The sequence below is a fragment of the Salinicola sp. RZ23 genome, from assembly GCF_003206675.1.
Lineage (GTDB): Bacteria > Pseudomonadota > Gammaproteobacteria > Pseudomonadales > Halomonadaceae > Salinicola > Salinicola endophyticus.
In genome coordinates this window covers 18346-30477 of the sequence record NZ_PZJK01000002.1, presented here as the reverse complement: position 1 = coordinate 30477, position 12132 = coordinate 18346, and the positions used below count along the sequence as shown (strand labels likewise).

The window sequence follows — 12132 nt, the reverse complement described above, 5'->3', positions numbered from 1 at the left end:
CCGGTCACAAAAAAACCGGCCGAAGCCGGTTTTTTTCATCAAGCGCGTCCGGCTCAGGCAGCCAGCGCCTTAATTCGCTTGTTCAAGCGACTCTTGATGCGCGCGGCCTTCTTCTTGGAGAAGGCATCCTTGTCGGCGATGCGGTCGATGACCGGCTGCGCGGCCTGGAACTCGCTGTTGGCCTGAGCCTGGTCGCCAGCCTGGATCGCCTTGATCACGCGCTTGATGTAAGTGCGGACCATGGAACGCTGACTCGCGTTGTGCTTGCGGCGGTCTTCCGCCTGACGTGCGCGCTTGCGCGCTTGCTTGGTATTCGCCACCGTCGACTCCTTGGAGATGTTGACAGTCAATTCTGTATGTAGATCACCCAGGACAGCCTCGAAACCGCTTCAGGCAATCCTGAATGAGTCGGCCGAATCTTGCTGCCGCGCTTCGTGAGAAGCGAAGCCGACCGTCGTTTCCGACAGTCTTTCACGGGCCATGTCTGAGAGGATGCGGGATTCTATCACAACGACTTTGCGCGACACCAGCTTCACAGCACCACGAGATTGTCGCGGTGAATCAGCTCGGGCGCCTCGACATAGCCGAGAATCTCGCCGATACGCTGGCTCGGCTGGCCCACCAGACGCTGGGCGTCGGCGCTCGCATAGTTGACCAGACCCTTGGCCACCCGCGCCCCCTGCTCGTCGACGCAGACCACCATGTCGCCGCGCCGGAACTGGCCTTCGACCCGCTTCACCCCCACCGGCAACAGGCTCGAACCGTGGCTGCGCAGCACCTTGACCGCACCGGCATCGAGGGTCAGCGTGCCGCGCACCTGCAGCTGCCCGGCGAGCCAGCGCTTGCGCGCCGCCAGCGGCGCATGCAGCGGCTTGAGCAGCGTGCCCAGCGCCTCGCCCTCGAGCAGCCGGGTCAACACCTGCGGCTGACGCCCGCTGGCGATGGCGGTCACGGCGCCAGAGCGCGCCGCCAGCCGCGCCGCGCGCAGCTTGGTCGCCATGCCCCCGCGGCCCAGTACACCGCCACCGCCGGCCACCGCGTCGAGCGCGGCATCGTCGGCCTCGGCCTCGGCGATCAATCGGGCCGACGGCTCATGACGCGGATCGGCATCGTAGAGCCCCTCCTGATCGGTCAGGATCAAGAGCGCATCGGCCTCGAGCAGATTGGCCACCAGCGCACCCAGGGTGTCGTTGTCGCCGAAGCGGATCTCGTCGGTGACCACGGTATCGTTCTCGTTGATCACCGGGACCACATGGAGCGCCACCAGCGTGCGCAGCGCCGAGCGCGCATTGAGATAGCGCTTGCGGTTGGAGAGATCGTCATGGGTCAACAGCACCTGGGCACTGCGCAGACCGTGGCGGGCGAAGTGGTTCTCGTAGCACTGCGACAGCCCGCTCTGGCCCACTGCGGCGGCGGCCTGCAGCTCATGCACCGCGCTCGGCCGGCTATGCCAACCGAGCCGCACCATGCCTTCGGCGATCGACCCCGAGGAGACCAGCACCACTTCGACCCCGCGCTGGTGCAGCGCGGCCATCTGGTCGACCCAGCCACCAATGGCGGCATCGTCGAGGCCGCGCCCATCGTTGGTCAGCAGGGCGCTGCCGATCTTGACCACGACCCGCCGCGCCGCCGACAGCGACGCCCGTCCCAGTTCCCGCTCCGCCGCCATCACTTCGCCCTCCGACTCTCACTGACACTGCGCTGCACGCCCGCCAGACCTCAACGGGTGTATTCGACCTCGACGTCATAGTCGTCATCGTCGAAGTCGTCATCCTCGGCCGCGACCTCGCCGCGCTTGACCCGCAGCCGCGCCTGATGCGCCTCGACCCGTGCCACCGACTCCGCCTCCATGCGCGCCCGCATCTCGCGCTCGCGCTCGGCGAAGGCTTCGTCTTCGTGCTCCAGCTGGCGCTGTTCGGTGAGCCAGCGATGGGCCGCCTGCACCAGCGCATCGGTGCCGTCACCGGCAATCGCCGCGATGCGATAGACCGGCCCCTGCCACGCCAGCCGCGCGAGGATATCCTCGACCCGCGCCTCGCGCTCGGCCTCGGGCAGCAGATCGAGTTTGTTGATCACCAACCAGCGCGGCAGTTCCGACAAGGCCGGCGAGAAGCTTTCGAGCTCCTCGGCGATCGCCGTCACCGAGGCCACCGGATCGGACTCGTCGAACGGGGCCGCATCCACCACGTGCAGCAGCAGGCGCGTACGGGTGAGGTGCTTGAGGAAACGCAGCCCCAGCCCGGCACCGTCCGAGGCACCCTCGATCAGCCCGGGCACATCGGCCATCACGAAGTGCTCGTGGGTGCCCAGCTTGACCACACCCAGGTTGGGCACCAGCGTGGTGAAGGGGTAGTCGGCGACCTTGGGCTTGGCCGCCGAGACCGAACGGATCAGAGTCGACTTGCCGGCGTTGGGCATGCCCAGCAGGCCGACGTCGGCCATCACCTTCATCTCCAGGCGCAGCTTGCGCCGCTCGCCCTCGGTGCCCGACGTGGTACGCCGCGGGGCGCGGTTGGTGGAGGACTTGAAGTGGATATTGCCGAGCCCACGCCGACCGCCCTGGGCGACCAGCACCACCTGCCCCTCGGCAGTCACATCGGCGATCACCTCGAGGGTGTCCTCGTCGATCACCGTGGTCCCCACCGGCACCTTGACGTGCAGATCCTCACCCGCCTTGCCGCTCATCTGGCGGCCCTGGCCGGGCTGGCCGTTCTGCGCCTTGTAGAAGCGCTGGAACTTGAAGTCGATCAGGGTGTTGAGCGACTCGTCGCCGATCAGGTAGACGCTGCCGCCGTGACCGCCGTCGCCGCCGTCGGGGCCACCCTTGGGCACGAACTTCTCACGCCGGAAACTGAGGCAGCCGTTGCCCCCCTTGCCAGCCTCGACGGTGATCGATGTCTCGTCGACGAATTGCATGATTCTCTCCCGGCGACGGCCTGCCGCCTCTTATGTCCCGAACACCCTTTTCGCCCCGAACACCACGATGCCTGGACGTCCTGAACGACCCAACGCCACGACAGGTGTCCGCCAGTGCAGGCGGGGATACAAAAAAGCCCCGCCTGAGCGGGGCTTTTTCAGCAGCGTTCGTGAGGTCTCAGGCGGAGACTACGCTCACGAACTTGCGGTTCTTCGGGCCTTTCTGTTCGAACTTGATCACACCATCGGTGAGCGCGAACAGCGTATGGTCCTTGCCGATGCCCACACCGGTGCCGGCGTGGAACTTGGTGCCGCGCTGGCGCACGATGATATTGCCGGGAGTCGCTTTCTGCCCGCCGAACAGCTTGACGCCCAGGCGTTTCGATTCTGAATCGCGACCGTTACGCGTACTACCAGCGGCCTTCTTATGTGCCATGGTGAATACCTCTCTCTGGGGGAACGATCCGCTTAGGCGGAGATTCCGGTGATCTTGACTTCAGTGAACCACTGACGGTGGCCCTGACGCTTCATGTGGTGCTTGCGGCGACGGAACTTGATGATATGAACCTTCTCGCCGCGGCCGTGGGAGACGATCTCCGCAGCCACCTTGGCACCCTCGACCAGCGGCGCGCCGACCTTGACGTCGTCGCCGTCGGCAACCAGCAGAACCTGGTCGAATTCCAGGGTCTCGCCAGTCGCGATCTCGAGTTTCTCGAGCTTCAGCGTCTGACCTTCCTGGACACGGTATTGCTTACCGCCACTCTTGATTACAGCGTACATGGAATCTCTCCGGGGCCCGCGTCGGGCTATCAGCTCAGTCGGGCAACAAACTTCATCTGGCCCCAACCGTTGGGCCAAGTGCGTCGACTCGTCGAAGACGGCCGCGGGGCCGTGCTTCACCAGCGGGTCAGCATGGACAGGCCACCGTCAGGGTGCGTTGGCCGCACGAAGCCTTGTGGTGCCTTGCCTTGCATGACCGGTGCTCTTCGAGACCTGCGTCGAGTGGTGCCCCTTCCGGCAACCATCTAACAGGGAGCGTGACGAGTCGGGTCGCGGATTATAGCGATTGCGCATGCCCGGAGCAAGCCCACGCCCGGGCGCGGCTTGACGCACTTCGGGGCGCCACCTAGCATAGCCGCTCACGTCGCCTCTCGGCCCCGGGGCTTCGAGCGGCCCACCCGATTCCCCCTGTGACAAGCCGATCATGCAATCCAACGCTGCATCCATTCATGCGGCGGTGGCTGAGGACTTCGCCGCCGTCAATCGCACGATCCTCAGTCAGCTGGCGTCGCGCATCCCGTTGGTCGAGACCATCGGCCAGTACATCATCGAGAGCGGCGGCAAGCGCCTGCGCCCGCTGCTGGTGCTGCTCGCGGCACGCGCCCTCGACTACCGCGGCGACCGCCATATCACCCTGGCCACGCTGATCGAGTTCATGCATACCTCGACCCTGCTGCACGACGACGTGGTCGACGAGTCGAGCCGGCGGCGCGGCAAGGCGACCGCCAACGAGACCTGGGGCAACGCGCCCTCGGTGCTGGTCGGTGACTTCCTCTATTCGCGTTCGTTCCAGATGATGGTGGAAGTCGGCTCGATGCGCATCATGCAGGTGCTCTCCGGGGCAACCTGCGTGATCGCCGAGGGCGAAGTCCAGCAGCTCACCAATATCGGCAACGCCGATATCGAGGAGTCGGACTACTTCGACACCATCCAGGGCAAGACCGCGATGCTGTTCGAGGCGGCCTCCCACAGCGGCGCGATCCTGGCCGAGGCGGACCCTGACGCCGAACGTGCACTCAAGCTCTACGGCCGCTACCTCGGGCTGGCCTTCCAGTTGATCGACGATCTGCTCGACTACCAGGGCGATGCCGAGACCATGGGCAAGAACGTCGGCGACGATCTGGCCGAGGGCAAGCCGACGCTGCCGCTGATCCACGCCATGCGCCAGGGCACCCCGGCACAGGCGGCACTGATCCGTCAGGCGATCACTGATGGCGGCCTCGAGCGGCTCGACGAGGTGCTGGCGATCGTGCGCGAGACCGGCGCCCTCGAATATACCCAGCGCCGCGCCGAAGAGATGGCCGCAAAGGCCCGCGACCAGCTCGCGCTGCTCGCGCCCAGCGTCTATCGCGAGAGCATGGAGACGCTGACCCGCATCGCCGTCGAGCGTCAGGTGTGACGCGCTCACCCCAAGGGGGCTCGGCGGTGTCGTGACCACCCGCTGCGGGTGACGTGAACCTCCTCAGCGGGTGTCCGGACAGGGCGTGGCGAAAGCGGCTGGTCGCTCAAGAGAGAGTTGCAAAAGAAGGGGTTGCGTACGCGTCAGGGATGCGTATAATTCAGCTCCGTCGAGTTTGGCTCGGCGCAAAAGTCGGAGTGTAGCTCAGCTTGGTAGAGCGCTGCCTTCGGGAGGCAGAGGTCGTAGGTTCGAATCCTGTCACTCCGACCATCGTATTGAAAAATGCCCGCTTCGGCCCCGCCGAAGCGGGCATTTTGCTTGTCAGGCTGCCGCCAGGCAAAAGGCCAATGGGCAGCGCCGCGGGGTAGCGCTACAGTGACAGAGCGCCGCGCACTCATCTCGCGCTGTCTGCCCCGCCCTCGCCAGGAGACCCGCCATGCCTCGTTCCCCCCGTCTCGTAGCGCTCGGCCTCGGTCTACTGCTGGTGGCCGGCGGCGCCCGCGCCGACGAGCCCCCTGCCCCGCCGCCGTGGTCGACGCAAGAGGTCACCAGCGCCCAGGCCCAGTGTCGCGCCAACCTCACCGCCACCGGCATCGATGGCCCCAAGGTAGCGCGCTACTGCGAGTGCGTGACCACCGCACTGCAGGCACGTTTCAGCGCCGCCGAGGTGCGCCGCATGAAACGCGCCCACGACCCCGGCGCCGATGACGACAACCGCCCGCCGGCGCTGGCCAAGACGCTGGAGCAGTGCTCGCCGGTGCTCGAGTCACCCTGAGACGCTCGAACGCTGCTGTTGCGCGCTCGCGTCGCCGCGGGCAGAGCGCCGATCCTGTGCCATGCTGGAGAGGGCCGTCCCGATAGGACCGGCTCATCAGCAAGGGCCAGCACGCCCCCAGGTGAACATTCGAAGGAGACGGCGCATGCCCGACTCGCTCCCGACCACGGCCTCGGCGCCCCGCGGCCGCCGGCGCCACCCGCTGCCGGTCAGGCTCTGGCACTGGTTCAATCTGTGGTGCCTGGTGGTGATGCTGATGAGCGGTCTGCAGATCTTCAACGCCCATCCCGCACTCTACTGGGGCAGCGCCTCCCACTTCGACGACCCCTGGCTGGAGCTCTACGCCATCCGCGCCCCGAACGGCGACATTCGTGGCCAGACCGCCCTCGGCCCCTGGGTCTTCGATACCACCGGGGTGCTCGGCTACTCCGCGGCGAACGGACGTGAAAGCGTGCGCGGCTTCCCCGCCTGGAGCACCCTGCCCAGCTATCAGTACCTCAGCATGGGCCGGCTGTGGCACTTCTTCTTCGCCTGGCTGTTCGCGGGAGCGGGGGCGCTGTTCGTGCTCTATGCCCTGCTCAGCTGCCACCTGCGCCGCGACCTGTGGCTCTCCGGCGCCCAGTGGCGCGGGCTGGGCCGCGACCTGCTGGATCACCTGCGCCTGCGCTTCCACGGCCCCCACGGCGGTTACAACGGTCTGCAGAAGCTCAGCTACCTGGGCGTGCTGCTGGTGGCGCTGCCGCTGATGATCGTTACCGGCCTGTGCATGTCGCCCACCTTCAACGCCGCCGCTCCCTGGCTGCTGGAGCTGTTCGGCGGGCGCCAGAGCGCGCGCTCGATTCACTTCATCGTCGCCGCAGCACTGGTGCTGTTCTTCCTGATACATATCGCCATGGTGCTGCTGAGCGGCCCCTGGCGTCAGCTCAAGGGGATGCTCACCGGCGGGCCGCGCGTCACCGAGGAGCCCGCAGCCACGTCCACCACGCCAACCATCCGCAGCGGGAGAGACCAGCATGATGCGTCGTGATTCCGGCCGCCGCGACGCCTCGCGGCGCCGCTTCCTCCAGCGCTCGGCGCTGGGTGCCGCCGCGCTCGGTCTCGCCGGCTGCGACCGCCTGTCGCAGAGCGAGCAGGTTGCCGGCACGCTGAATCTGGCCCAGCGCCTCAACCTGCGCGTGCAGCGCTTCCTCGCCGGCGAGCGCGGGCTGGCGCCGGAGTATCCGGCATCGATGATCGACCCGGTGTTCCGCCCCAACGGCTCCACCGACCCGCAATCAGGACGCTACCGGGAACTGGCGGCCAACGGCTTCGCCGACTGGCGACTGACCCTGGATGGCCTGGTGGAGACACCACTGTCGCTGTCGCTCGACGAGATCCGCGCGCTCCCGGCGCGTACCCAGATCACACGCCACGACTGCGTCGAGGGCTGGAGTGCGATCGGCCAGTGGACGGGCCCGGTGCTCGGCGATCTGCTGGCGCGCGCCGGGGTCAAGTCACAGGCGCGCTACGTGGTGTTCCACTGCATGGACCAGTTGAATGGCAAGGACTTCTACTACGAGAGCCTCGACCTGGTGGAGGCGCGCCACCCGCAGACGATCCTCGCCCACTCGCTCAACGGCGCCCCGTTGCCCACCGCCAACGGCGCGCCGCTACGTCTGCGCGCGGAGCGCCAGCTGGGCTACAAGATGGCCAAGTATCTCTCCGGGATCACCCTGGTCAGCCACTTCGACGACATCGGCGACGGCCGCGGCGGCTACTGGGAAGATCGGGGCTATACCTGGTACGCCGGTATCTGAGCCCGAATCACGCGTAGCGGGTGCCCCAGGGGCTGCGCAGCACAGGCGAGCCAGGGGCCGCCGACTTGACATTCTCGCGCCATGGTCTGCACTCAAATCCTCGCCATGACGCATGGATCTTGGCCATGGCGCGAGCACACCCAACTCCGATACGGAAGGATTCGTCCATGGCTATCCCCCGCTTCACCGCCACTGCCCTGCGCCGCGCCCTGGCCGGGCTGGCGCTCGGCTGCGTCGCCGCCACCGCCCTGGCGGCACAGAACGGCGATGCGCCCCAGCATCTGCGCGGCACCATCACCGAGGTCGGCGATCACGCTTTCAGCGTCGAGTCGCACCCGGACGGCAAGGTCCACAAGGTCACCTTCGACGACGCCACGCGTCTCGCCGGCGTCACCCGCAGCAGCCTCGATCAGATCAAAGAGGGTACCTTCATCGGCACCGCCAACGTGCCCGGCGCCGACGGCAAGCCGTCACAGGCCCAGGAAGTGGTGGTCTTCCCCGACTCGATGCGCGGCACCGGCGAAGGCGACTACCCTTGGGACACCCCCCGCGGTGCCATGCAGCAGGGCGCCAGCGGTGAGACCATGGGCAGCGACAAGATGGGCGGCGATAATGCCGGCGGTGAAAAACTGGGCGGCGCCGGCGGCGGCTCGAGCATGACCAACGGCACCGTCTCCGCCGCGACGCATCAGGGTTCCAGCGGCAAGCTCGGCGGCGCCGACAGCGCCTCGACCATGACCAACGGCACGGTCGACAGCTCCCAGGCCCAGGATGGCACCCTGACCCTGACGGTGGACTACGGCAACGGCAGCAAGCAGATCCAGGTGCCCAGCGACGTGCCGGTGGTCAAGGTGAGCAAAGCCTCGATGGAGACGCTGAAAAAAGGCGCTGCCGTATTCGTCGCCGGTGACATGAGCCAGCACCCGATCCCGGCCAAGGTGGTAATCGTCGGTATCGACGGCACCGTACCGCCGATGTGAGGCCGCCCGCGCGCCCGAACTCAGGGCGGGAAGGGATGATAGCGGGCGCCTCGGCGCCCGCTGTCGTCAGGCACGTTGGCTGCCGATGAAAAGCAGCCATACCAGACGCGAACTCCCTGGCGGTATCAGCCCTCCTCGCGGGCGGCGTCGCGCCGGCGCCGCTCGCGATTGCGCCGGTAGCGTCTGACCAGCGCCAGCCAGCCGGCGGCGACCAGCATCAGTGCCAGGGTCACCCCCTGCCACGGGCGCGCCGCGTCGCCGAGCCAGGTCTCGAGGGCGATGATCGCGACGAAGCCCACCGCCTGGGAGGCGATCGCCATGCGTCGCAAACCGTCGCGCTGTCCCGTCGTCGCCATCCTGCCTCCCGCTGTCCATGAATCGATCGTCTTAGCCGCGCCGCCTGCCTTCCGGCTACTGCCGAACGCGGCAGCAGTGTAGCATCGCCGCCTGCCGAGACGCGCAGCGCTTAAGACTGCAACGCCTTTACGCTAGAATGCGTCGCCCACTCCTCCCGCAGTTGAGCATACCGAGGCATCATGAGCGACTTCACCCCCGGCCAGCGCTGGATCAGCGACGGCGAAACCGAGCTGGGACTAGGCACCATTCTCAGCGTCGACGCCCGCAGCGTGACCGTGCTCTTCACCGCCAGCCAGGAGACGCGCACCTATAGCGCGCGCCAGGCGCCGCTGACCCGGGTCATCTTCGCCGCGGGGGATCGTATCGTCGATGCCGAGGGCCACACCCTCACGGTCAGCGACGTCGAGATCGACGCCGGCTGCATCGTCTACCACGGCCACGACGAACAGGGCACCGCTGCCACCCTGCCCGAAGCGCGCCTCTCCGACAGCATGCGCTTTCACCAGGCCCAGGATCGTCTGCTCACCGGCCAGGTCGACCGCAACGACTGGTTCGAGCTGCGCTACCGCTCGCTGCATCATCATCAGCGCCTCTCGCGCAGCCCGGCGCTGGGCCTGGCAGGCCCGCGCATCGATCTGATCGCGCACCAGCTCTACATCGCCGACGAGGTCTCGCGGCGCCACGCCCCGCGCGTGCTGCTGGCCGACGAGGTGGGGCTGGGCAAGACCATCGAGGCCGGCCTGATCCTGCACCGGCTGCTGCTCACCGGACGCGCCAGCCGCGCCCTGATCCTGGTACCGCCGAGCCTCACCCACCAGTGGCTGATCGAGTTGCTGCGCCGCTTCTCGATCTCGGTGACCCTGCTAGACGAGGCGCAGAGCGAGGCGTGGGGCGACGAGAATCCCTTCGACAGCGGCCAGTGCATTCTCGCCAGCCAGGCGTGGCTGTTCGCCAATCCGCAGCGTCAGCGCCAGGCCGAAGCGAGCCAGTGGGACCTGATGATCGTCGACGAGGCGCACCACCTGGACTGGACGCCCCAGGCCGAGGGGCCGGGCTACGCCTGCGTGGCGCGCCTCGCCGCCCGCATTCCGGGACTGCTGCTGCTCACCGCGACACCGGAGCAGATGGGCCTGGAGAGCCACTTCGCCCGGCTGCGCCTGCTCGACCCGGATCGCTACCAGGATCTCGACCGTTTCAGCGCCGAAGAGGCCGGCTATGCCGCGGTGGCTGACGCCATCGATGCCCTCGACCGGCTGCCGGGCGAGGCTGCAGCGCTGGACGCGGTCAGCGCGGTGATCGGTGCGGGCGACGGCGACAGCCAGGCGCTGCTCGCCACCCTCGCCAATGCCGAAAGCGACGACACCCAGCGCGCCAGCGCCCGCCGCCAGCTGCGCGAGCAGCTGCTCGACCGCCACGGCACCGGGCGGGTGATGTTCCGCAACAGCCGGCGCCATGTGGGCGGCTTCCCCGAGCGCCATCTGCACACCGCCGAGCTCGACATGCCGGCGGCCTACCGGGCCCAGCTCGACGAGCTCGCCGCCGGCAACGACCATGTCGCTGCCCGCCTGCATGCCGCCGAACTCGGCCCGCGGGAGGCACGCCTCTACCCCGAGGCGGCCTACCGCGCCGTGCAGGAGGCCGCGCTACAGGCGGACACTCCGTGGTGGGAGCAGGACCCCAGGGTCACCTGGCTGATGGGCCTGCTGGAATCACTCGGGCGCCAGACCAAGGTGCTGCTGATCGTCCACTATCGTCAGAGCGCCATCGATCTGGCCGAGGCCCTGCGCGTGCGCGCCGGCGTGCAGGCGCCGGTGTTCCACGAGGAGATGAGCCTGGTCGAGCGTGACCGCGCCGCGGCCGCCTTCGCCGACGACGAGGCAGGCTGCCAGCTGCTGATCTGCTCGGAGATCGGCTCCGAGGGGCGCAACTTCCAGTTCTGCCACCATCTGGTGATGTTCGACCTGCCGTGGCACCCCGATCTGCTCGAGCAGCGCATCGGCCGCCTCGACCGTATCGGCCAGCTTCACCCCATCGATATCCACGTGCCGGTGATCGCCCACAGCCCCACCGCCACGCTGCTGCGCTGGTACCGCGACGGGCTCGACGCCTTCATCGCACCGCACGCCGCCGGTGGCGACGTGCTCGACGCCTTCGGCGAAGCGCTGCGCGAGAGCCTCGACGACGAGAGCGGGGTGGACACGCTGATCGACGAGACCCGCACCTTCAACGCCGACCGCCTGGCCCAGCGCGAGGCCGGGCGCAATCGCCTGCTGGAGTGGAACGCCTGCCGCCCCGAGCGCGCCGATGCGGTGATCGCCGCGGTGCTCGAGCAGGACAACGATCCGGCCCTGCCGCGTTATGTCGATCAGGCGCTGGATATCCTCGGCGTCGACAGCCGCGAACTGGGCAACGCCCTGACCCATCTGGCGCCCGGCTCGCACATGCTCGATAGCCTGCCCGGACTCAGCCAGGGCGACGAGGGCTTCACCGTCACCTATTCGCGCACCCAGGCGCTGGCGCGGGACGACGTCCAGCGGCTGTCATGGGAGCACCCGCTGGTCACCGCGATGCTTGAGCGCGTGCTCGACTCGAGCCTCGGCAACACCGCCCTGGCGCTGCTCAAGCACCCCAGCATCCCCGGTGGCCGGCTGATGCTGGAGCTGGTCTACCGTACCCACTGCCCCGCGCCCAAGCAGCTTCAGCTGGGCCGCTTCCTGCCCGACACCGGCATTCGCGTGCTGCTCGACGAGAGCGGGGCCAATCTCTCGGACAAGGTCAGCTTCAGCGGCCTGTCGCGCAATCTGCAGCGGGTCAAAAAGGGGGTCGCGCGGGAGCTTTTGAAGTCGCGCCACGAGCAGCTGCGCGCACTGCTGAAAAGCGGCGAGCAGGAAGCCCTGCGCGAGTTGCCGACGCTGGTCGAGCGCGCCCAGACCGAGATGCGCGACACCCTCGACGGTGAGCTGGCGCGCCTCAAGGCGCTGGCCCAGCGCAGTGGCGCGATCCGTGCCGACGAGCAGGCCGCCTTGGGTCAGGAGCGCGCGGACCTGGATGCAGCAATCGAAAGCGCCGCGCTGCGCCTCGACGCGGTGCGGGTGATCGTGACCGTGGACAACGAGCAGCGCTAGGCGC

General features: G+C 67.9%; 12 protein-coding genes and 1 tRNA gene. 7 read left to right on the top strand and 6 right to left on the bottom strand.

What is annotated here, in order from left to right:
• Positions 1 to 53: 53 nt before the first annotated feature.
• From rpsT to rplU, 5 genes are all read right to left on the bottom strand, one after another.
• Entirely contained in the window at positions 54 to 320 is a 267-nt protein-coding gene (gene rpsT / locus DOM67_RS02095) for a 30S ribosomal protein S20 (protein ID WP_106418782.1), read from the bottom strand.
• A gap of 212 nt (positions 321 to 532) precedes the next feature.
• Positions 533 to 1669, bottom strand: a complete 1137-nt coding sequence (proB, locus tag DOM67_RS02090) for a glutamate 5-kinase (RefSeq protein ID WP_110674031.1) — start codon at positions 1667 to 1669, stop codon at positions 533 to 535.
• Positions 1670 to 1719: 50 nt separating this feature from the next.
• A complete protein-coding gene (gene cgtA / locus DOM67_RS02085) occupies positions 1720 to 2916 on the bottom strand; it encodes an Obg family GTPase CgtA (protein WP_110674030.1) in 1197 nt (398 codons plus the stop codon).
• A 178-nt stretch (positions 2917 to 3094) separates the two neighbouring features.
• Positions 3095 to 3352, bottom strand: a complete 258-nt coding sequence (gene rpmA / locus DOM67_RS02080) for a 50S ribosomal protein L27 (protein ID WP_110674029.1) — start codon at positions 3350 to 3352, stop codon at positions 3095 to 3097.
• Between the two features lie 32 nt (positions 3353 to 3384).
• A complete protein-coding gene (gene rplU / locus DOM67_RS02075) occupies positions 3385 to 3696 on the bottom strand; it encodes a 50S ribosomal protein L21 (protein WP_035470431.1) in 312 nt (103 codons plus the stop codon).
• A gap of 424 nt (positions 3697 to 4120) precedes the next feature.
• Between rplU and ispB the strand changes: the two genes are divergently transcribed.
• The 6 genes from ispB (at position 4121) to DOM67_RS02045 (ending at position 8646) form a co-directional block, all read left to right on the top strand.
• Positions 4121 to 5095 carry an octaprenyl diphosphate synthase gene (gene ispB, locus DOM67_RS02070; protein WP_110674028.1) on the top strand — a complete coding sequence of 325 codons (975 nt, stop codon included), beginning with the start codon at positions 4121 to 4123 and terminating at the stop codon, positions 5093 to 5095.
• Between the two features lie 193 nt (positions 5096 to 5288).
• Positions 5289 to 5365: transfer RNA gene (locus DOM67_RS02065), tRNA-Pro, on the top strand.
• Positions 5366 to 5531: 166 nt separating this feature from the next.
• The gene (locus DOM67_RS02060) at positions 5532 to 5870 is read left to right on the top strand and encodes a hypothetical protein (protein ID WP_110674027.1); all 339 of its coding nucleotides are present in this window, start codon (positions 5532 to 5534) and stop codon (positions 5868 to 5870) included.
• 145 nt (positions 5871 to 6015) lie between these two features.
• Complete coding sequence (locus DOM67_RS02055; RefSeq protein WP_110674026.1) at positions 6016 to 6897, top strand: cytochrome b/b6 domain-containing protein; 882 nt, start codon at positions 6016 to 6018, stop codon at positions 6895 to 6897.
• Positions 6884 to 7666 (top strand): molybdopterin-binding protein, encoded by a 783-nt coding sequence (locus DOM67_RS02050; RefSeq protein WP_232825106.1) that lies wholly within the window; start codon positions 6884 to 6886, stop codon positions 7664 to 7666. The genes DOM67_RS02055 and DOM67_RS02050 overlap by 14 nt, the downstream gene beginning before the upstream one ends.
• 167 nt (positions 7667 to 7833) lie before the next feature.
• The gene (locus DOM67_RS02045) at positions 7834 to 8646 is read left to right on the top strand and encodes a metal ABC transporter permease (protein WP_110674025.1); all 813 of its coding nucleotides are present in this window, start codon (positions 7834 to 7836) and stop codon (positions 8644 to 8646) included.
• Between the two features lie 125 nt (positions 8647 to 8771).
• Here the strand turns inward: DOM67_RS02045 and DOM67_RS02040 are convergent, their stop codons facing one another.
• Complete coding sequence (locus DOM67_RS02040; RefSeq protein ID WP_110674024.1) at positions 8772 to 9002, bottom strand: hypothetical protein; 231 nt, start codon at positions 9000 to 9002, stop codon at positions 8772 to 8774.
• A 180-nt stretch (positions 9003 to 9182) separates the two neighbouring features.
• On the opposite strand from DOM67_RS02040, the gene rapA reads away from it, so the two are divergent.
• Positions 9183 to 12128, top strand: coding sequence for an RNA polymerase-associated protein RapA (gene rapA, locus DOM67_RS02035; RefSeq protein ID WP_110674023.1), 2946 nt, complete (start codon positions 9183 to 9185; stop codon positions 12126 to 12128).
• Positions 12129 to 12132: the final 4 nt, after the last annotated feature.